Source organism: Candidatus Methanoperedens nitratireducens, assembly GCF_900196725.1.
Lineage (GTDB): Archaea > Halobacteriota > Methanosarcinia > Methanosarcinales > Methanoperedenaceae > Methanoperedens > Methanoperedens nitroreducens_A.
The window spans coordinates 11,910-31,293 of record NZ_FZMP01000240.1; the positions used below are offsets into that span (position 1 = coordinate 11,910).

At 44.9% G+C, this 19,384-nt stretch carries 22 protein-coding genes and 1 tRNA gene; 17 read left to right on the forward strand and 6 right to left on the reverse strand.

Annotated elements, in window-relative coordinates:
* Positions 1–3 precede the first annotated feature (3 nt).
* A tRNA-Arg gene (locus tag MNV_RS17965) sits at positions 4–77 on the reverse strand.
* Positions 68–1,447: a TIGR00297 family protein gene (locus MNV_RS17970; protein ID WP_143311902.1), complete on the reverse strand. Its 1,380-nt coding sequence runs from the start codon at positions 1,445–1,447 to the stop codon at positions 68–70. Before MNV_RS17970 ends, MNV_RS17965 begins: the two co-directional genes overlap by 10 nt.
* 59 nt (positions 1,448–1,506) lie before the next feature.
* Between MNV_RS17970 and MNV_RS19955 the strand changes: the two genes are divergently transcribed.
* The 6 genes from MNV_RS19955 to MNV_RS17995 all read left to right on the forward strand — a co-directional run bounded on the left by MNV_RS19955 (position 1,507) and on the right by MNV_RS17995 (position 4,987).
* Positions 1,507–1,680: a hypothetical protein gene (locus MNV_RS19955; protein WP_179294077.1), complete on the forward strand. Its 174-nt coding sequence runs from the start codon at positions 1,507–1,509 to the stop codon at positions 1,678–1,680.
* Positions 1,677–2,159 (forward strand): undecaprenyl diphosphate synthase family protein, encoded by a 483-nt coding sequence (locus MNV_RS17975; RefSeq protein WP_096207316.1) that lies wholly within the window; start codon positions 1,677–1,679, stop codon positions 2,157–2,159. The genes MNV_RS19955 and MNV_RS17975 overlap by 4 nt, the downstream gene beginning before the upstream one ends.
* Before the next feature lie 114 nt (positions 2,160–2,273).
* The gene (locus MNV_RS17980) at positions 2,274–2,549 is read left to right on the forward strand and encodes a lipoate protein ligase C-terminal domain-containing protein (RefSeq protein WP_096207317.1); all 276 of its coding nucleotides are present in this window, start codon (positions 2,274–2,276) and stop codon (positions 2,547–2,549) included.
* Positions 2,546–3,292, forward strand: coding sequence for a lipoate--protein ligase family protein (locus MNV_RS17985; RefSeq protein ID WP_218838064.1), 747 nt, complete (start codon positions 2,546–2,548; stop codon positions 3,290–3,292). Before MNV_RS17980 ends, MNV_RS17985 begins: the two co-directional genes overlap by 4 nt.
* A 109-nt stretch (positions 3,293–3,401) precedes the next feature.
* Positions 3,402–4,250 carry a pantoate kinase gene (locus MNV_RS17990; RefSeq protein ID WP_218838065.1) on the forward strand — a complete coding sequence of 283 codons (849 nt, stop codon included), beginning with the start codon at positions 3,402–3,404 and terminating at the stop codon, positions 4,248–4,250.
* Positions 4,247–4,987: a 4-phosphopantoate--beta-alanine ligase gene (locus MNV_RS17995; RefSeq protein ID WP_096207318.1), complete on the forward strand. Its 741-nt coding sequence runs from the start codon at positions 4,247–4,249 to the stop codon at positions 4,985–4,987. The genes MNV_RS17990 and MNV_RS17995 overlap by 4 nt, the downstream gene beginning before the upstream one ends.
* Here the strand turns inward: MNV_RS17995 and MNV_RS18000 are convergent.
* Positions 4,977–6,743, reverse strand: a complete 1,767-nt coding sequence (locus MNV_RS18000) for an ATP-binding protein (RefSeq protein WP_096207319.1) — start codon at positions 6,741–6,743, stop codon at positions 4,977–4,979. The genes MNV_RS17995 and MNV_RS18000 overlap by 11 nt on opposite strands.
* A gap of 334 nt (positions 6,744–7,077) precedes the next feature.
* Here MNV_RS18000 and MNV_RS18005 point away from each other — a divergent pair, with 334 nt between their 5' ends.
* The 6 genes from MNV_RS18005 to MNV_RS18030 all read left to right on the forward strand — a co-directional run bounded on the left by MNV_RS18005 (position 7,078) and on the right by MNV_RS18030 (position 12,370).
* Entirely contained in the window at positions 7,078–8,001 is a 924-nt protein-coding gene (locus tag MNV_RS18005; RefSeq protein ID WP_096207320.1) for a PHP domain-containing protein, read from the forward strand.
* A 159-nt stretch (positions 8,002–8,160) separates the two neighbouring features.
* Positions 8,161–8,664 (forward strand): helix-turn-helix transcriptional regulator, encoded by a 504-nt coding sequence (locus MNV_RS18010; RefSeq protein ID WP_096207321.1) that lies wholly within the window; start codon positions 8,161–8,163, stop codon positions 8,662–8,664.
* Between the two features lie 89 nt (positions 8,665–8,753).
* Positions 8,754–9,152: a hypothetical protein gene (locus tag MNV_RS18015; RefSeq protein WP_096207322.1), complete on the forward strand. Its 399-nt coding sequence runs from the start codon at positions 8,754–8,756 to the stop codon at positions 9,150–9,152.
* Positions 9,153–9,168: 16 nt separating this feature from the next.
* Positions 9,169–9,834 (forward strand): ABC transporter ATP-binding protein, encoded by a 666-nt coding sequence (locus MNV_RS18020; protein ID WP_257000112.1) that lies wholly within the window; start codon positions 9,169–9,171, stop codon positions 9,832–9,834.
* Complete coding sequence (locus MNV_RS18025; protein ID WP_096207323.1) at positions 9,831–11,072, forward strand: COG1361 S-layer family protein; 1,242 nt, start codon at positions 9,831–9,833, stop codon at positions 11,070–11,072. The genes MNV_RS18020 and MNV_RS18025 overlap by 4 nt, the downstream gene beginning before the upstream one ends.
* A gap of 50 nt (positions 11,073–11,122) precedes the next feature.
* Positions 11,123–12,370 (forward strand): ABC transporter permease, encoded by a 1,248-nt coding sequence (locus tag MNV_RS18030; RefSeq protein WP_096207324.1) that lies wholly within the window; start codon positions 11,123–11,125, stop codon positions 12,368–12,370.
* Between the two features lie 87 nt (positions 12,371–12,457).
* Here MNV_RS18030 and MNV_RS18035 read toward each other — a convergent pair whose 3' ends face one another.
* On the reverse strand, positions 12,458–12,988 hold the full coding sequence (locus MNV_RS18035) for a DUF4382 domain-containing protein (protein WP_096207325.1): 531 nt from the start codon (positions 12,986–12,988) through the stop codon (positions 12,458–12,460).
* A 505-nt stretch (positions 12,989–13,493) separates the two neighbouring features.
* On the opposite strand from MNV_RS18035, the gene MNV_RS18040 reads away from it, so the two are divergent.
* Entirely contained in the window at positions 13,494–13,892 is a 399-nt protein-coding gene (locus tag MNV_RS18040; RefSeq protein ID WP_096207326.1) for a hypothetical protein, read from the forward strand.
* Between the two features lie 74 nt (positions 13,893–13,966).
* Positions 13,967–14,416, forward strand: coding sequence for a hypothetical protein (locus tag MNV_RS18045; RefSeq protein WP_096207327.1), 450 nt, complete (start codon positions 13,967–13,969; stop codon positions 14,414–14,416).
* A 24-nt stretch (positions 14,417–14,440) separates the two neighbouring features.
* Here the strand turns inward: MNV_RS18045 and MNV_RS18050 are convergent, their stop codons facing one another.
* Complete coding sequence (locus MNV_RS18050; RefSeq protein ID WP_096207328.1) at positions 14,441–15,205, reverse strand: dienelactone hydrolase family protein; 765 nt, start codon at positions 15,203–15,205, stop codon at positions 14,441–14,443.
* A 338-nt stretch (positions 15,206–15,543) separates the two neighbouring features.
* Between MNV_RS18050 and MNV_RS18055 the strand changes: the two genes are divergently transcribed.
* From MNV_RS18055 to MNV_RS18065, 3 genes are all read left to right on the forward strand, one after another.
* A complete protein-coding gene (locus MNV_RS18055; RefSeq protein ID WP_257000113.1) occupies positions 15,544–16,725 on the forward strand; it encodes a PQQ-dependent sugar dehydrogenase in 1,182 nt (393 codons plus the stop codon).
* Between the two features lie 125 nt (positions 16,726–16,850).
* Positions 16,851–18,002, forward strand: coding sequence for an MFS transporter (locus MNV_RS18060; RefSeq protein ID WP_096207329.1), 1,152 nt, complete (start codon positions 16,851–16,853; stop codon positions 18,000–18,002).
* A complete protein-coding gene (locus MNV_RS18065) occupies positions 18,002–18,982 on the forward strand; it encodes a metal-dependent hydrolase (protein WP_096207330.1) in 981 nt (326 codons plus the stop codon). Before MNV_RS18060 ends, MNV_RS18065 begins: the two co-directional genes overlap by 1 nt.
* A 54-nt stretch (positions 18,983–19,036) precedes the next feature.
* On the opposite strand, the gene MNV_RS18070 is transcribed toward MNV_RS18065, so the two are convergent.
* Positions 19,037–19,261, reverse strand: a complete 225-nt coding sequence (locus MNV_RS18070) for a HepT-like ribonuclease domain-containing protein (protein WP_096207331.1) — start codon at positions 19,259–19,261, stop codon at positions 19,037–19,039.
* Positions 19,262–19,384 lie beyond the last annotated feature (123 nt).

The window sequence follows — 19,384 nt, forward strand, 5'->3', positions numbered from 1 at the left end:
GTACGGGCTCGCTGGGATTTGAACCCAGGTCATAGGCTCCGGAGGCCCATGTACTATCCGGACTATACTACGAGCCCGCCAAATATATCATCCCGGACACGATCGCTCCTGAAATGGTAGCAAAAAGATTGACACCGTTATTTGATATGTAGCCTTTCTGCTGGAGCGTCGCACCAAGCACACTATCGATGTTCGTGCCGATAAACCCTCCTGCTATCGCAGCGATTGCAACAATGTACGTATCCTGGATGCCCGGTATTAATACGACTGCAAGGAGCGATATCGCCGAGGCCCCGAAAAATGCTGCGCCCTCACCAAGTCTTGATACCGCGCCATCGGTGCCCGGTCTCACTTTCCTGAACGTGGTGATCATCCTCGGTTCCCCTCTGTATGTCTGCCCTATCTCGCTTGCAAGCGTATCGCCGCAGGCTGTTGCTATCGAGCCGAGGTAAGCAGAGAGCAAAAGCATACTGTAGGATGGAGAAAATGCCTTGTAAGCTACGGCAAGGGACAGGGCCGCTAAAGAATTGCTAAAAACGTTCTTATAGCCGCGGGCTCCGCCTTTTTCCTCGGCTATCCCGTGAGCCTGTTTGTATTTGTATTTGTAACGGGTGAACAGGCTTCCCAGGAAGAAGAAGGCAAGAAGAATGAAGAACCAGTATATACTGCTGGATATAATAATCACCACTCCAAATAGTGTTGCGCTCAGCATGGCAGAGATATCGGCTATACGTACCTTGTAAGCAAGGTATCCGAGTATGAATGCAAAAACAAGGATTTTGATAAGATACAATGTATCTATGTTATAGCTTGACCCGAACGCATAGAACAGCCACATCGTCATTGCAGAGCCGAGGGGAATGATGATATTATCCTCGGTCACGGTCACCGATTCAAGGAGCGCGCCGCTGATAGCCCCGAGCATGGCAAGGAAAAAAAGCACGCCGTAAGGAACCGGGTAATACGCTGGTTGGGACCATTCCAAAATCCATACCGCAGCAAGGAACGCAAAGATACCGCCGGAAATAAGGAAAACAATGCTTGATTTTGCTGAATATATCTTTGTATTGTTTTGTTTTTTATCGTATTTCCCTTTATCATGGATATTGATAATATCGGAAATCCCATCCCCAAAAGTTGTGATAACAAAAGCCCCGCCTATTATAAACAACGGGAGCTTAGCCCGTCCTACCAGCAGACTCACAAGCAAGAGGAGTGCCGTAATAAAAAAGAGCTGGACCAGACCTGTGAGTTTACCTTCCTTGATATCTGATTCCCGCGCAAGTATTGTAAAAACAGGCGAGCCGGGCTGGAGCCTTGAGAAAATGAGCGTCCCTGCAATAAACGCTAACAAAAGGTAAAATGTATCGAAAAAAGGGAAGAGGAGCACCAGCAGCCCGATGGAAATATAGATACCCTGCTTCTTGTACTCCTGTATGTGCGTCATCTTATTCAGAATCAATGCTAATAAGCAAATACTTTATCCTCCCTATCCAATAAAAGGCCATGGTACTTATTTCGAGGCTGTACGAATGGAAGCTTAAGGCTGAAATAAAAAAGCAGGAAGTACCGAAAAACATCGTCCTTGCGCTCTCAGAAAGCGATTTACTGGCCGACGCGGGTTTAATGAACTTCGGGCTTTTGTTTCCTGGTGCAAAGAGACCGGGATCGATACAGTGACGATATACATCAGCATAATCGAGGTCAATGTCGAACTCAGCAAAAAGATATGTGCAAAGCTGACTTCGGAAATACCGTCAGTGCTCTACGATATAACCCGCAATATCAATGTCATCACGCGGTGGGACAGGGAAATAAAAAGATATGAGGACGGGGGGATGAGGCTTGACATCTCACTCGGCTACAGCGGAAAATACGAACTGACGCATGCTATCAAAGAGATCATGAAGAAAGTAGGCGATGGTAAGCTTCATCCGGAGGACATTAACGAAGAAGTGATAGAATCCCATTTATTATTCAGGTTCGAGCCTGACCTTGTTCTCCGGGCGGGCGGCAAGAGATTAACGGATTTTCTTATCTGGCAGGCGGTCTATTCCGAGCTTTATTTCACGGATGTGAACTGGCTTGATTTCAGGAAGGTGGATTTTTTAAGGGCTATCCGGGATTTCCAGAAGCGAAAGAGGAGGTTTGGAAAGTAATTGAGACTTTGATATCGTTCCCCGTGTGGCACAGAACCTGCCGGGAATCAAAGAATGAAATGTATATAGGGACGTAAAAAGATTATAGTTTGAACTGGAGAGTCGGTGGTTCATATGATTGCCAGCCAGAAAGTCAAAGAGGGAAAGCTTGTAAAAGTAGAAGTGGAATGCGACGGGTTTATAAAAAAAATCAAGATAACGGGTGATTTTTTCCTGCATCCTGAAGATATTCTTGAGAAGATAGAGAAAAGTATCCTCGGTTTGAGAAAAGATACAGGTACGGAAGCGATTGCTTCCAGAATCCATGAAATAACCGGGGCTAACGATGCCCAGATGATAGGAGTAAGCCCTGAATCGCTTGCTCTGGTTATCAGGGAGGCGCTAAAATGAAATGGAGAGTCATGATGCCTGAGACTTACGATGCCTTCATGAACATGGCGATCGATGAGGCTGTCAGCGAAGGCATAAGGAACGGAACATCGTTGCCTACCATCAGGTTTTACAACTGGAAGCCGAGTGCGGTCTCCATCGGTTATTTCCAGGGCATCAGGGACGAGGTGAACCTCGATACATGCAGGGAACTGGGCATCGACTGCATCAGGCGATGGACCGGCGGAGGGGCGGTATATCACGATTATGATGGTGAGGTAACCTACAGCGTGATCGCGTCTGCCAGCGTATTTCCTAAGAATATCATAGAATCGTACAGGCTGATCTGCGGCTGGCTTGTCAAAGCTCTCGGAACGCTCGGTATTGAAGCGGAGTTCCGACCGATAAATGATATACTTGTCGGCAATAAGAAAATCTCAGGCAGCGCACAGACCCGGCGCGGCGGGATATTGCTGCAGCACGGGACGCTGCTTTACGACCTTGACCTCGCGACAATGTTCAGCGTACTGAACGTGAGCAGGCAGAAGATATCTGATAAGATGATAAAGAGCGCCGAGGAGAGAGTTACGTGCATCCTGAAGCACAGGGACGTGGATAAGAGAAAGGTTTATGATGCTCTTATCGGGGCTTTTACCGAGGGCAAGGAGTTCGAGTTCGGGGCATGGAGCGAGAGTGAGCTTGTAAGGGCAAGAGAGCTTGCTGAGAGGAAGTATGGAAGCAATGAGTGGATGTACCTGAGGTAATCCATAGTTGCATCCTTTTCTCCTGTGAACTTAAGTCCCCGGGAACTAACATTAGACGTGCTGGCGATAACGTTTAGCTTATTTAACCTGAAATGAATATCAGAGCACAATGGAACAACAAATTTTCGCCCGGGCGTTCGCACCGGCACACATCTCGGGTATTTTCATAATCGACATAAAGGAAGAGCCCCGGCTCTCAGGCTCGATGGGGTGCGGCATATGCCTCGAAGACGGCGCAGTCACGAAAGTACGTACTGCGGAAGAAACCACGATAAAAATAAACGATGCGGTCACAGAAGCCCCCACAACCCTCTCTGCCATAAGTCTTCTTACTTCACAGCCTGTACTTGTGGAAACCGAACTCGACATACCCATCGGCGCGGGATTCGGGGCAAGCGGTGCCGGGGCGCTGAGCACAGCGCTTGCATTAAATGATGAGCTTTCCCTGGCTCTTACCTTTAACGAACTGGCGCTGGCTGCGCATACGGCAGAGGTCACTAACAGGACGGGGCTTGGGGATGTCGCAGGGCAGACCTGCGGGGGCGTCGATATCAGGGCAAAAGCCGGAATTCCACCCGTCGGGATAATAGACAGGATACCATGCAGAAATATATCAGTTTCCTGGGTGAGCTTCGGCGGTTTATCCACAAAATCAGTCCTGACCGACGACCTGAAAAAAAGAAGCATCAACAAGGCCGGGAAATCCAGGCTTAAAGAACTCATTAAAAAGCCCACGCTCACGAATTTTTTCCAGCAATCCTGCGCATTTGCAAAGGAGATAGAGCTTATGAGCCCGAAAGTAAAGGATGCCATAGAGGCTGTGGAGGCAATGGGCGGGCTTGCGAGCCAGGCAATGCTGGGAGATACGGTTTTTGCTATAAATGATAACGGGGCGCTCCTGGAATTCGGGGATGCCCGTGAAAGCAGGATAAGCAGCACCGGAGCACACCTGTTATGATCCCGAAAAGCCATCCCAGGTACGAGTCCCTGATGACACGCGAGAAAATAGTTGAAGGTGTGGAGAAGGGGATAACAAGCATACAGGGGCTGATAGCCCAGGGACGAGGCGAGGCATTCGATTACCTGCTCGGGGAAAAAACCTCAAAGAGCGCATTGCAGGCTGAGAAGGTGTCTGCCGCTGTATTACTTCTTGCAAAAAAGCCTGTCATCTCTGTCAACGGGAATGCCGCGGTGCTTGTCCCTGAAGAGCTCATCAGGTTAAGCGATATTGTTAATGCTCCTCTTGAGGTCAATCTATTCCACAGGACGCAGGAGAGGGTGAATAAAATAATCGATCACCTGCGCTCTCTTGGTGCAAAGAGGATGTACACAAAAAGCGACGGGCTGATTCCCGGTCTGGAGCATGAGAGGGCGAAGGTGGATATCGACGGCATCTTCAGCGCGGATGTTGTGCTTGTTCCTCTTGAGGATGGCGATCGCTGTAAAGCACTTGTGGATATGGGGAAAAAAGTAATTGCAATAGACCTTAACCCGCTTTCAAGGACTGCACAGTGTGCCCACGTGACGATCGTGGACAATATTACGCGTGCAGTTCCGAACGTTTCAAGAGCCGCAGAGGAGCTTAAAAACTCAAATGACAATGAGCTTCAAAGGCTGGTTAATGAGTTTGATAATAAGAAAAACTTAAACGGATCGATAGAGGAGATCATCGGTCACCTGACTTTTATTTGCTAAAGGTAAGAATGAATACGCTGCCCTTTGAAGGAGTACTTTCAACCCTGATAGAACCTCCGTGACCTTCCATTATGCCTCTGGTGATTGCTAGCCCGAGCCCGGCGCTACCAGGCTGATGGGTGGAATTATTTCCTGCCCAGTAAAACTTATTGAAAATTTTATCGATCTTATCCGGTGGTATACCTATGCCATTATCTTTTACATATACTTCTATATATTTCTCAAATTCAGAGGCTCTGATCTCTACGTTCCCGCCTTCCTGGGTAAACTTCAGAGCATTACTTAAAAGATTTACGAATACCTGGTTAATTCTGTCTTTGTCCACATTTATATTCGAAAGAGCTTCTGGAATATCGGTCCTGATATTCAATCTTTTTTTCTCATACTGGCTTTTTATGGTGCCAACAGCGGTATCAATGATATCATGCAGGTCTACCATTTCCTTGTTGTATTCCAGTTTGCCGGATTCGATTACGGAAATATCCAGAAGGTTGTTTACCAGACGTATCAGACGATCGTTATTCCGTATTAAAATTTGAACTAATTCCTTTCTGGAAGCGGGTTTTGAGTCATCCTCCAGCAGTAGTTCTGAAGAAACCTTCATGGCAGTAAGTGGTGTCCTCAATTCATGTGATACCATTGATATAAAGTCAGATTTTAACTTATCAAGTTCATTTAATTTCGTATTTGCATCTTTTAAAAGCCTGTTAGATTTATTAAGTTCGCCGGTCTTTTTTGCTACTTCAAGCTCAAGAGATTTGCTCCATCTGGAAAGCAATAGAATAATTGAAAAGCTGCCCAGAATAATAAGACCTACTGCCATTCCAATAAACAGGCTCTGTTTAATATATACCGAATTTATCAGGGCGTTAACTTCTGATGCAGGGGAGATCACGGCTACTGACCAGTTCTGATTGTACCAGATGACAGGAGAATAAGCTATCAATTTTTTCTCATGTCCACCGTTCTCAAAATAATAGCCGATACCTTCTTTTCCAGTTGTTTGATTCTTGAGGATACTCTGCATAAGAATATCCGTGCTATTCAGGGCATCCGGATGTTTTTCTCCATAATTGTATATATAAGAACTGTCGTATAACATCTCCCCACGGTCATTTATCATGTGGATATCCCAGGGAGGGTCATAGTTTTTTAGAAATTTATCTGAAATCTCTGAGATTGTTATAATTGCAAGAATTTCGCCTTTGAACTCATCTCCTTTGTAAACAGGGGTCCAGATAAAAGCTCCAAGCCCCCCCTCCAGTAAACGCACAGGTCTTGTGATAGTAGTCTTCCTATTGTCTCTTACCCATTCAAATGTATCTATCAAAGTACGTTCTGTTTCATTATCCTCTACTCTATCAAACTTATAAATGTCATATCCAAAAGGTGTATTTTCCATGGGATACCCGATGGTGACCACACCGCTTTCGTTGAGATATTCAAATACATAAATCCCGCTGGTCTTATTATAAACATTCCTAAATTCAGTTGATATTTCATCAGGCGATGCATCGGATATATGTAAAGCCGTTACCTCAATGAGCGTTGTTTTTTCGTTCAAGAATTCGCTCATCCCTGATGAGATCTGTTTTGAAAGGAGCAGTTGCCGTTCGCTGAATTGTTTCTGGACGATATTTTGGATATCATCATTCGATTTAATCGCAAGAAAAACAATGATTGTGATAGATAAAAAGCATATAATTAAAATTAACAGGTTTAATTTTGTGTTTCGTGGTGCAAATCTTTCAATCATTTAACGTTACATCTGACGTACACTTACTATAAATAGTCTGGTTTATCGCAGTTCCTTGCGGCAATAGTGGCAATATGCCCTTGCCAGTATTGTTGGCATAGCGAATACCATATGCTCAGAAACATTCGTCATAGTGTACGCAATGGGCATCCGGGCAATAGGAGGTCTGTGTACAACAATGAATGCTTTTTACTAAAAACATTTATAGCAAACCTTCAACAATTGCTGCATTATTGCGTTTTGATTGGTTGCTTTGGTTGAGGCTATATAAAATAGAAAGAAAATATCTATAATAAACCTGGGTTTGCCCGGTTTAAGAGGAAGGTTGACCTGATTGGAAAATAGTATTGACTTTCAGTCGAAAAATTGCAAAAAAGCGGATATACATGTCCATACAAAATATTCCGGATTTACCAGATATTCACTAATCCAATTTCCGGACTCTATATCTGAGCCTGATATGGTTGTCAAAGCTGCAATACGAAAAGGACTTGATGTTCTTTGCATTACTGACCATAATTCCATAGCCGGTGCACTTAAAACGCAAAAATACGCTGCTGGTTTATCAGGGATTGAAGTTGTTATCGGGGAAGAGATCTCTACTGCTGAAGGTGAAATTATAGGTCTTTTTCTTCAGGAAAGAATTGAGCCCGGGCTTGATGCACAGGAAACTGCGGAACGTATCCATGAACAGGGCGGGATTGCTATAGCACCCCATCCGTTCAGTCCCCACTGCCCATGTCTTGGATGTAAAGTACAGCACCTTGATCTGGACGGTATCGAGGTCTTCAACTCTATACACCGCGACCCTTATTCAAACAGACTCGCCTTAAGAAAAAGTGTGACGAACGGGAAAGCCAGCATGGGTGGAAGCGATGCCCATTCTGTCGAAATGGTCGGCAACGCATATACGACTTTTCCAGGAAGTACGGCGGATGACTTCAGAAGGTCAGTACTTCGAAAAGAGACATTTTTTGGCGGGGAGACCACGTCTCTTGCAGCCTGCATCCGCTGGAGTAATGGAGCGGCGATGGAAATAGGCAAAGCTGCCTATAGATCGCTCAGTGGGAGAATCGTACAGGACAATGCACTCCATACAAGGATACACGGGATTAAAAAACGCAATAAGATAATAGGGTTGTTTGGGGCTGCGTTATATCTGGTACCGCCGATTCCCATAATCTCCGGAGCGGTCGGGGATTTAATCATAAGGAGAAAAGCCAGAAAGATGTGGAATGAGAACAAGTGGATAGATTGAACCGGTCAGCAGCATCTGGAAAAAGCGAATAACAAAGGAGAATGAACTTCCTGATTCCGGACTTTGTGCCCCGGTTAATTATCTCAGAGGTGGTATTCTTTCTTAAAAAAGATACATTAATCATATAAAAGCCCAATTCAGGTGATAACTGAAAGTTCAATGGCGCTCAAAGTTAAAATCGGGACTCACGGCATTTTAATAGCAGCTATTGTATTGATCATTTCGGTACTTCTGCTGATCGACAGGCTGCTGGCTACAGGTCCTGTTCAGCTTATTTTAGAGGATGGCAGGGCAGTACCGATAGAGGGGGCTTCGTATTTTTCATTGAATGATGTGCTTTTTTTCATTATAACCGCATGGCTTGGCGGTATGTCTTTCCTGTACATAGTCCTTTTCTCAAAGGAAATGCCCGAATTAAAAAGAGATACCACAGCTATCCCGGAAAATAAAAGCACAGTCGAGTTAGCCGCAACTCTACTTGATGGTGATGAGAAGGTCTTATTCCAGAAAATAGCCGGTGACAACATGATTTTACAGAGAGAACTTGTCTTAAAGACAGGTTTTTCAGAGCCTAAAGTGAGCAGGCTTCTTGACAGGCTTGAAAGAAGAGGATTGATAATACGCCAGAGAGATGGGATGGGAAACAGGATATTGATAAAATAGGATAATGCAGGCGGAATTTCATTTTTTTAGAACTGCTTTCAGGGGGATTTCAGGGAATTCTTATATGGTCTTTCATCCTGTGACCAACCATGGATATGTGGAAAGCACTGGCACTGGTCATGATCTGCCTGCTGGCTGTCGCCGTAGGGCTTCGGTTTACCTATACAGAAGCTCATGCGTTCCAGCTTAGCGAGGAACAAAAGATTTTCGCGATAAACGCAGCAAAGGATGAGTTGAGAGATGAAATGGGGAATAGCGATTACAATATTACTGTCCAGAACCGCGGGAGGATACTGCCTGCTGCAGGCGGGGATAAAAAAGTCGTTCGCGTTGTTCTCACCAGGGAGAATATAACTTTAACTGCCCTTGTTGATATGGATACAGGCGACGTGGTGGAAAAGAGTAGGATGGAATCCAGCGGATGGATGGCAGAGTACCACCACGAGAATCAAAAGCGCTGGGGTCACCAGCGGTTGCTCGGCAGGTGATATGATGGGGACTATAATGGAGTTACAGGACGTCTGGAAAATCTATCGCATGGGTGAGTTCGACGTACCGGCGCTTGCGGGAGTAGACCTGATGATCGAAGAAAATGAGTTCGTGGCTATAACAGGACCAAGCGGATGTGGCAAGTCAACAATGCTGAACCTGATTGGCTGCCTGGACATGCCCACCCGCGGGAAGGTCCTGCTTGAGGGCAGAGATATATCGGAATTCAAAGGCAGTGAGCTAGCGCGCGTGAGAGGTAAGAAGATCGGGTTCATATTCCAGACTTTTAACCTCTATCCCACGCTCACAGCCCTTGAGAATATCCGATTGCCGATGAGGATCCATGAATTTAACGAAAAAAATGTAGAGGAGACATCAAAAAAACTCCTGGCAACTGTCGGGCTGGCTGAACGCGAATCTCATTTCCCTGCCCAGTTATCGGGCGGACAGCAGCAGAGGGTGGCGGTAGCAAGGGCGCTCTCTACAGGTCCTTCTATTCTCCTGGCAGATGAGCCTACAGGGAACCTTGATACAAAAGCAGGAAGTGAAATAATGGAGGTCTTCAAGCATTTAAACAGCGAGGGATTGACTATAGTTATGATAACGCATGATAAGAAAATCGCAGAATATGCAGGAAGAGTTGTGAGAATGCTGGATGGGAAAATAGTAGGTGAAACATGAAGCGGTTGAGTGTTATTTATGTGGTCTTTGCAGTCGTATCAGCACTGCTGCTTGCACAGGCAGCATCTGCGGCTTCGAATTATCTTGTGATCGAAAACTCACAGGTCTATCCCGGGGATACGACCTATGTTTATGTACCGATAAAGAACATTGGATATTTTGCTTCGTTCATGGAGGATGTATCGGTCAGGCTTGTACCTAAAGACAATGCTTCAGCTAAAGCCGTGACAATACTTGACGATGCATATTCCCTGGGAACAATAAACAACTGGGGCGACCAGAGAACAGCAAAATTCAGAATCCATGTAAATCCTGATGCTGTTGAAGGAGATTATTATTTCGATGTTTATATAACCTACAAAGGGCAGTCAACAAGCAGCTCAGCTTCGCAAACTCCGGCAACAACAAAGCTTGAGGACCAGATATTGACTATTAAAGGAAAGCCCCTGATAGTGCTGCTTAATTCAACTCTCGGTATCGTTGAGCCGATGAGCATCAACCGGGAAACATTACAGTTTAAAAATACGGGCACAGGCACGGTACAGAATGTTATTGCTGAAATAAGTATCGGGAGCAGCGATATGAAATCCTCCTTTTCAATTCTGGGCGGAGGAACCCAGTTCTCACTCGGTAACCTGAAGCCCGGGGATGATGCCTATATCACATTTGACCTGGCTGTAGATATCGCAACCCGCCCGGGTGTATATAACCTGCCTTTGAAAATCACAGGTCTGAACAATTATTCATCGACAAATTATATGGGACTGGTTGTAGCGGGAACAACCGATTTTGAGCTAAGCTACCAGGAGACCATGGGCTCCTTTTCGCTCAATGTTGCAAATATAGGGGTAAATCCAGCCAGTGCAGTGACTGTCAGCCTGCCGCGGCAAAAGAACTTCACATCATCCGGGAGCAGTTCATCCGTGCTTGGGAATTTAAACCCGGGTGATTATACATCTGCAATATTCCAGGTCGTGAAAACACCGGGTACAGGAAAAGACCTTGATGTGGAAATACAATATACCGACACCAGCGGGAAGAGACACGCAATTGCAAAGAACCTTGCTGTAGAGATCTCACCAGCAGGAGCGCAGGCAGGGATAGGGTATAGAGGTTCATCAAGGGCATCAAGTACAAATTATGCAATATGGCTGCTGGCAGTTATTATTGTTATAGCTGCAATATACTGGCAGCGAAGAAATATAACCGCCTATTACCAGAAACTTAAAGGGGGGTAAGACTCAGTGTGTACAGAGACCCGTATTACGGGGACTGATGGGAACTAAATATGAAGGCCCTTGATATTTTCAGCCTGTCCCTGAGCCACGTCAAGAAAAGCAAGATGCGAAGCTGGCTCACTATAATAGGCATTGTAATAGGAGTAGCTGCGGTCGTAGCTATTATCTCCATAGGACAGGGCATGCAGGAAAGCGTGCAGGCAAGCCTTGGTAGCCTTGGAGCCGATCTGATCACCGTTACCCCTGGTTTTTCGCGGGCAACCGGCGGTGGCGGTTTCGGCGGAGGATTCAGAGCCGGCGGTGCAGGTATTAATCTCACGGATAAAGACCTGAACGTGATCAAGCAGGTGCCGGGTGTGCTTTACGTGAACGGCATGGTATCAGGAAGGTCGGATATGGTACTGGGGACGGAGAAAACCTCAGTATCGGTAAGCGGCGTTGATACCGCGGTCTGGCGCTCCATGATCACCACGAAGCTTGAGGCAGGCAGATATCTCCAGCCCGGTGATTCGAACGCTGTGGTCATTGGCTACTCTTTAGCACATGATACTTTTTTACAGCCGATCACCCTGAATAGACCAATTACGATAGGAGGTAAAAGCTTTAAGGTCGTTGGAATATTCGCCCAGTCAGGAGGCTTTGGCGGAGGTGATAATTCGGTATATATGCCCGCAGATTATGCCCGGGATGTGATAACTGAGAACATATCCAGGAACACGTTCACTTCGATCATGGTAAAAGTGATCGACCAATCGCTGGTGAATCAAATAACCGCGGACGTTGTACAAAAACTGATGGCATCACGCCACGTTAATCCAAGGACCAGGGATTTTACTGTCACTGCGCTGGCAACAATACAGCAGCAGATAAGCAGTATCACTCAGACCATATCGCTGTTCCTTGCAGCGATAGCCGCGGTCTCTCTTCTCGTAGGCGCGGTGGGGATAGCGAATACCATGTTCATGTCGGTCATGGAGCGCACAAGACAGATAGGGTTGCTCAAGGCTCTTGGCGCTACTGATAACGAAGTGATGAAACTTTTCCTCATGGAATCCGGGCTGTTCGGGTTCGTCGGGGGAGTGCTCGGGATAATTTTTGGCATACTGATATCTGTTATAATATCCTCTGTTGGGCTCAGGACAATAGGACCTGGCGGGGAGATGAGTGCTGTAGTCTCACCCCAGCTTCTTATCTTTGCGCTTGCATTCTCCGTATTCGTGGGCGTGATCTCAGGCGTAGTGCCTGCTAGAACAGCGGCAAAAATGAACCCTGTGGATGCTCTGAGGTTTGAGCAGTAGGAGATAAACTCTGCGTATCCCAATTTCTTCCTGACCATGCACCGCGGCTTAATTCATTCCTTACTTACAAGTTGAAAATTAAAAAAATTATTCTTGTATTACCTTGATAGTCGGGTTCATGACATATTTGTCTTTTCCTTGAGAACGGATAGATTCATTGGCATCAAAATCCAACGTTAGTTTTGTTGTCTGGTTTTCAACAATATTAAATGGTTTAATTAGCTTTACTGTTTTAGACGGAATTGTTAGATCATATTCAGTTCCATTAATTGTCACTAATGCTTTGTCAACATTCAACCTTATTTGAGTGTATTTACCAGCCTGTAGATCTGAAGTTCCTATTAATTCTTTTACATCTTTTATTTTTATCAGGTCAAATGTCTTTTCTTGTTTAACTACTGTAAACCATCCCGTTTCATTTGTTGCATTCGTATCTTCATTAGCTCCAGCTAAATGTACCTCCACATTAGATATCGTCACTATAGCCTTCTCTATGGTTAAATTGGCAGGGGCATCGGTTATTTGCATAACTAATGTTCCCGTTTCTTCACTTTGAATACAACCACTTAAACCGATAGTTCCAATAACTAAAAAGGCAATTAAAAGCTTATTTTTCATTTATGCACCTCCATATATATTTAAATCCAAATCAGCATATACTATATCTTATTTAAGTTTTTTGGTATCAATTGGACTTCTACAAAAATTTTTTATAGGCAGGAAAATACTTGTAACGTTCCTTATTGTTTTCTTTTTACTGGGCGGACTAAAATAATTGGAAAAAAGCGAAGCTCAGGCTTTGTACATTAGTGCATAGGTATTTTCCACTACGAACATGTTCCGCTGGTATGCTATGGTGCAGGGTAATGAAACCATAAAAATATACGACTATAACGGCTGGAATAAAACAATATCCTAAAGAGCCGAATTCAAGCGCAGAAATATTGTCTTTTCAGATGCTGCACCTCCTTTTGAGGATTCCCTTGAGATTGCCAGAAAGCTCCCGCAGGTAAGAATGCTGTTGTCATTAATGAGCCGTCATGAGCTTTGAGATAAGATACCTGCAAATGTTTATCTGAACAGCTCGCCATCCTCAGATGGAGTAAAAATAGAGGAAGGTTTTATGGGTTTTCTTGGAACCGAAGCAAGCTGGTTTGCGGATATGACTTTAATTGCTCAGACAGCAGGTCTTCTAATCCTTTTTTTGGGATGGAAATACGCTAAAACAAAAAATTTTCTAAAACATGATAAAACTGCTAAAACCTCTGTCCTTTTAGGTGGCTTGTCTTTTATCTGGATGGGGTTTTCTCTGGTTTCTAATCTTCTGTCACTTATTTCTACAACTCTCACAGGCATTCTTATTTTTTCCCATGTAATTATAGGATCTTTGGCACTGTTCATGGGATTATTCTTAGTATTGGGTGAAATTAGAAAAACAAGGATGTTTATGATCGTAGCTTTTTCTTCATGGACTGCAGCAATGTTTCTGGGCGTTATTTTATACTACATCTTATTTACATAAAATTCAAATAAGTGATAACGGTTAGATATAAAGGTATCAAGTTCCATTTCTATTAATAAGTGGAGGTAATAAAAATGGCCATAGGTGATTTGAATAAAAAGTTTGGATGGCTATGGTTATTGATAGGCCCATTGATGGGTTTGTACATAACCAGCCAGTTTAGCGGCCTTGGGGCTGCGTACGCTGCAGCAACGAGGGAAGTATCGATTGCCGGGCAAAATTTGACCCTGTATATGGGGGAAACGGGTATAAGGGGAGCAAATAGGCTCCTTCACGTTCACAGCGCTCTTTTAGCATTCCTGAACATATTTTACGGACTGAACATCGACAGCGCTCTGCTGTCGGATAGGACCAAGAGACTGGGCAGCGTACTTGCAGTTGCCGGAGCCATTCTGGTGACCACTGGTTTCTACTTCAACCAGGTGATGCCGCTGAGAGAACTGGGCTTACCTCTAAGAATATTGGGAGGCATAAGCGTAGTAGTGGCAATAGTGATAATGGCTGCCGGACAGTTTAAGAAATGAAACAACCGACAGGTCGGTATTCTATCATTCTCGCAGCGTGCGGTCAAAGAAAGTCGCCATCTCTCTGTAGGCATCTCTGGCTGCGAAACTCTGCGAGAGTTCGCCATTTTCAGTCATGAACCTGTGGGGCTGACCCTGGTATACCTTAAGCTCAAAGTACTTGCCTGAGGCATTGAGCTCCGTAGCATAGCGGTAGATGTCAGCGATCGGGCTTGAGCGGTCATGTGTTCCGTGTATCATTAACAGCGGTACATTTAGCTGCTCAATCATATCCACAGGCATGGATTGGTTTGCAAATCCGCCAGAATAGGGGAAGCCGTAAAAGGCGACTCCTGATTTGAAATCATCAATCTGCGGAAGAAATAGCATGGTGTACCTTCCACCTGCACAGAACCCTGTAAGCCCTATATTGCCATTGACATCCGGTCTGGTGCGCAGGTAAGCTACGGAATCACGAAGAAGCCGTTCTATAGTCTCGTCCCCTGGCCTTTGCTCGAAAGTCTGCCACTGCGGTGAGAGTACAACGTATCCCTCCGAAGCCAACCTGTCAGTGAGGTTGCGATAAACGGGTTCAAGACCCTGATTGGAGTGAACCAGCACTACAGCCGGCTTCTTTCCTTCTTCTGAGGGCGCTGCGAGGTAAGCGGGATAGGCCATGTTCCCGCTTGTAATGTTTACTGTGGTACCCTTTGCCTGATAACCTCCTGTTGTGCTGCTATCCATATTCCCCGTACATCCCGATATTACCACCAGGCTATCATCAAGCCAAAAATTAACATCTTCATACATAACCAACTCCAATATAAAATCTTATCTTGATAGATATAAATTTTATCTTGATACTATGTACTGTTGAGAGCCTTATTTTTATCAACATGACCTGCAATGCTCTCAATAGAACCGGACTTGTTTTTTAAAAATAAAAAATTCCTTGCAGCGTTAAATTCAAGGATCGGATGATCATCAGTATGAAAAGAGGCTTCTTCGGAATATACATTTATATCTTCATTAGAGAGGGCTAAACTCTTAGCGAGCTCATCAGGCAGATAGTTTTCCGGGAGAACTTCGCGGTATTCATATGAGGGCGCTCCTAAACGGCATGCTGCCGGAACCTTTATGTAAAATTTTTGATAAATTATAGGATAGAAATATTTGGGGGAATTGTTATAAAATCTTCAAATAAAAAATTGCTTACTGTTGCTGTGATTGTTTTTGTAATTCTGATAATCGGAATGGTCTGGTGGAGTTTTTTAGCCAATAGACCGGGCGCCAGCCCTCAGATAGAACCCTTAGTCCCAGCAACACCCGATAATAAGAGTACCGGGGATGTGCCTCTTGCCGCATCGGTTGCCAAAAATTTAGATACTCCCTGGGCTCTTGATTTTTTGCCAGACGGCAGTATTATTTTTACCGAGAGAGACGGCAGGATAAGATTAATTGATGCAAGAGAAGGGCTACTTGTCAATCCTTTGCTTACCATAGATGAGGTGGCACCCACTGGTGAGGGGGGATTGCTTGGTATTGCTGTGCATCCTGATTTTTCTCAAAACCCATTTATTTATGTGTATTACACCTATCAAAACGGCTCTGGTTTAGCTAACAAGGCGGTAAGGTTCAGAATGCAAGATAGAAGCCTGCTTGATGAAAAATTGATCATTGACAGCATTCCGGCAGCTTCGATACACGACGGCGGCAGGGTAAAGTTCGGTCCTGACGGACTCCTGTACATTACTACGGGCGATGCCGCTGCTTCAAATTCCGCCCAGGATAAAAATTCCCTGGCTGGAAAGATACTTCGCTTAAACGATAACGGGACCATCCCTGAGACTAATCCTTTTCCCGGCTCGCCTGTTTTTTCTTTTGGACATCGGAATCCCCAGGGTCTGGCATGGGATGATAAAGGCAGGCTCTGGGCTACAGAGCACGGCTCTCAGGCTTATGATGAATTAAATCTTATAGAGGCCGGAAAAAACTACGGATGGCCGGATATCCGCGGCGATGAAAAAGCGCAGGGACTTGTAAGTCCTGTACTCCACAGCGGCACGGATACATGGGCGCCTTCAGGTATTGCCTATTTTAATGGGTCACTGTTCTTTACGGGATTAAGAGGGCAGAGTCTATTTGAGGTAATAATTGGTGAAAAACCAAACCTTCGCCGTCACCTGGACAGGGATTTTGGCAGGCTGCGTGATGTTGTAGTTGGCCCGGATAATTTTCTGTATATTCTTACAAGCAACAGGGATGGGAGGGGTGTGCCGGCCGGGGATGATGACCGGATAATCAGGATAAATCCGGGGAAACTGGAATAGTGAAGGATCGACCATCATAGCAGTAATATATGATCCGGGTTTGGAGTTATCACCATGCTCATGCCAATTTTTATAGTTATTGAAGGAATACTTAGTTCGCTTTATACCCGATAGCAGGTTATAATATGGAACAAACCCCAAAAAACGAAAAGCTTTTCACACGGAATTTTGTACTGACCAGCCTTTCCACATTCGCAATATTCACAAGTTTCTACTTCCTGTTAGTAACGCTGCCTATTTATATTCTCGAATTGGGCGGCTCGGAGTCCGAGATCGGTCTTATAATCGGCGTGTTCACTATTTCTGCAGTTCTCCTGCGTCCTTTCATAGGCATGGGGGTTGACATTGTTGGCAGGAGGAAAATCCTTGTAGCCGGGTCAGTGATATTCCTTGTGTCCATGCTGCTTTATAATTATACTACAAGCGTTTTTTCCCTGCTTTTGTTAAGAGTGTTCCACGGTATAGGCTGGGGCGCTGCAACGACCGCCGCCAGTACCCTGATAGCAGATATCGCGCCTGCAAGCCGCAGAGGTGAGGCGATGGGCGTATTTGGCATATCCTCAAATGTCGCCATGGCGATAGGCCCGGCTTTGAGTTTTTCGTTACTGTACATTTCCGGCGTCCCCGATTTCCCGAGGCTCTTCTTGGCAGGTGCAGCCATTGCACTTGTATCTCTTTTACTGGTAATACCCATATCAGAAACGGTGGTTGTCCGTCCAAAGACATCCCTGTTCAGCAAAGAAGCGTATTTCCCCTCTGCTTTAATGTTCTCAGTTGCCCTGACATACGGCTCAATAGTATCTTTTCTATCCCTCTTTGTCCAGAAAGAAGGCGCAGGCAACCCGGGCATATTTTTCACAGTATTTGCGGTGACGCTGATCCTTGTCAGGGCACTGGCAGGTAAGCTTTCAGATATTAAGGGCAGGAAGTTCGTTATCGTTCCGGGTATGATTATAATCTCTATTGGTCTCTGGGTTCTCTCGATGGCTGGCTCGCTGTGGGTCTTCCTTGCCGCAGCCCTGCTGTACGGGCTGGGCTTCGGGCTGGTGCATCCCACGCTGATGGCTTTCCTGGTGGACAGGGTGAATGAGAGGGGACGTGGTGCTGCTATGGGCACCTTTACAGCCGCCTTTGACCTGGGTATCGGCGCAGGCTCCATAATCCTGGGAGTGGTGCTGCAATTCTTCGGTTTCAGAGTTATGTACGTACTCAGCGGACTGGTCGTCCTGGCTGGTGCGATATGGTTTATAATGTTGAACGATAAACAGGAGGTATAATGGACCTCTTCTCCCACGCCCTGCTGCCCTATCTGCTGGGTAACTTCTTTAAACGAAATAAACAGGAGATAACTGCCTTTGTTATCGGTGGCATAGCTCTGGATTTTGATATTTTCCTCCTGTGGATCCAATACCTGTATCCCACGTTCTTGCTGATAACCCACCGCGGCATAACACACTCCCTATTTTTCGGTTTTTTCACCGTTTTGATGATACTTTATCTTGCCACCCGTGATAGAGTTAAAGATAGGGTTCGCAGGTTCGTTAGTTTTGAGCCTACCATAACACGCCGCACAATCGCGTTTGCTTATGCGGGAGTAATTATTCATCTTTTCCTTGATTATATCACTACAAGAGGAGTCCCGATTTTTTTCCCTTTCGACGTAACAAAGTACTCTGCCGAGGTGTTTTTCTACACTGATATATACCTCACCATATTGAGCCTGATAATTATAATATTTTTATATAAAAAGCCCATGCAAAGGAAGGCAACTACAAAATTCCTAGTCATATTCCTTGTGATTTTCGCAGCCCTTGGTACTGTCAGAATTATTGAAAAAACCAGCGCAGAGGATTTTTTTAAAGATCAGAATAAAAAAGTCTATCCTACAACAAGTATCTTTGACTGGTATGTTGTTGCAAATAATTCAGATAAAATAAATATATATGAATATACTGGTTATAACAGGACATCTTCATACAATATAACGGTTCCGAGATTGAACATCACGACCGGGGGAGAGAACCTGGATGTTGCTCTCCATGCTGCCGGTGAAATGCCGCAGGTAAAGATGTTCAAATGGAGAGCCTATACGGTTGCCATTAATGCTTCATTCAGCGATGGCGCATGGTCTCTTGAGTATTATGACCCCGTGCAGAGGGCGATGGCGCATGGGTCACCGGCGTTTTTCAGGAGAGCTGCGGCTGGCTTTGGTTCTGTCAAGGTAAGGGTTGAGGGTGATAGGGTGATTGTGCAGTAAGGTTCGGGATTTTTGACCGCTCCCTGTTGTGTCGCGAAAAGGTAAGTAATTTTATCAATCAAATTCTTTTTCTTTTAGGATTTTGAGGCTTTTTTCGACCTCTGGAAGCTTATTTTTGATAACATCCCAGACTATCTCCCAGCTAATTCCAAAATATGCGTGTATCAATTTGTCTCTCATTCCTGCAATTTTCTTCCATTCAATCTCAGGATATTTTTTCTTTAAGGAGTCAGAAATGTTTTTGGCTGCCTCACCAATAATCTCAATACTTCTTGCAATACCTTCGCCACATCACTATATCTATAAGATAAGATGAATAATTCTGGGATATACCACTTGTCCTACCGATATATCCCAGGAACTTGTATGTTCAACATTATTTCACGTCTTCAATGTTTAAAA

What these genes read in the sequence shown, in the direction of transcription:
- MNV_RS17970 (WP_143311902.1), bottom strand. Translation starts at nt 1,447, where the DNA reads ATGACGCACATACAGGAGTACAAGAAGCAGGGTATCTATATTTCCATC.
- MNV_RS19955 (WP_179294077.1), top strand. Translation starts at nt 1,507, where the DNA reads ATGGTACTTATTTCGAGGCTGTACGAATGGAAGCTTAAGGCTGAAATA.
- MNV_RS17980 (WP_096207317.1), top strand. Translation starts at nt 2,274, where the DNA reads ATGATTGCCAGCCAGAAAGTCAAAGAGGGAAAGCTTGTAAAAGTAGAA.
- MNV_RS17985 (WP_218838064.1), top strand. Translation starts at nt 2,546, where the DNA reads ATGAAATGGAGAGTCATGATGCCTGAGACTTACGATGCCTTCATGAAC.
- MNV_RS17990 (WP_218838065.1), top strand. Translation starts at nt 3,402, where the DNA reads ATGGAACAACAAATTTTCGCCCGGGCGTTCGCACCGGCACACATCTCG.
- MNV_RS17995 (WP_096207318.1), top strand. Translation starts at nt 4,247, where the DNA reads ATGATCCCGAAAAGCCATCCCAGGTACGAGTCCCTGATGACACGCGAG.
- MNV_RS18000 (WP_096207319.1), bottom strand. Translation starts at nt 6,743, where the DNA reads ATGATTGAAAGATTTGCACCACGAAACACAAAATTAAACCTGTTAATT.
- MNV_RS18010 (WP_096207321.1), top strand. Translation starts at nt 8,161, where the DNA reads ATGGCGCTCAAAGTTAAAATCGGGACTCACGGCATTTTAATAGCAGCT.
- MNV_RS18015 (WP_096207322.1), top strand. Translation starts at nt 8,754, where the DNA reads ATGGATATGTGGAAAGCACTGGCACTGGTCATGATCTGCCTGCTGGCT.
- MNV_RS18020 (WP_257000112.1), top strand. Translation starts at nt 9,169, where the DNA reads ATGGAGTTACAGGACGTCTGGAAAATCTATCGCATGGGTGAGTTCGAC.
- MNV_RS18025 (WP_096207323.1), top strand. Translation starts at nt 9,831, where the DNA reads ATGAAGCGGTTGAGTGTTATTTATGTGGTCTTTGCAGTCGTATCAGCA.
- MNV_RS18030 (WP_096207324.1), top strand. Translation starts at nt 11,123, where the DNA reads ATGAAGGCCCTTGATATTTTCAGCCTGTCCCTGAGCCACGTCAAGAAA.
- MNV_RS18035 (WP_096207325.1), bottom strand. Translation starts at nt 12,988, where the DNA reads ATGAAAAATAAGCTTTTAATTGCCTTTTTAGTTATTGGAACTATCGGT.
- MNV_RS18040 (WP_096207326.1), top strand. Translation starts at nt 13,494, where the DNA reads ATGGGTTTTCTTGGAACCGAAGCAAGCTGGTTTGCGGATATGACTTTA.
- MNV_RS18045 (WP_096207327.1), top strand. Translation starts at nt 13,967, where the DNA reads ATGGCCATAGGTGATTTGAATAAAAAGTTTGGATGGCTATGGTTATTG.
- MNV_RS18050 (WP_096207328.1), bottom strand. Translation starts at nt 15,205, where the DNA reads ATGTATGAAGATGTTAATTTTTGGCTTGATGATAGCCTGGTGGTAATA.
- MNV_RS18060 (WP_096207329.1), top strand. Translation starts at nt 16,851, where the DNA reads ATGGAACAAACCCCAAAAAACGAAAAGCTTTTCACACGGAATTTTGTA.
- MNV_RS18065 (WP_096207330.1), top strand. Translation starts at nt 18,002, where the DNA reads ATGGACCTCTTCTCCCACGCCCTGCTGCCCTATCTGCTGGGTAACTTC.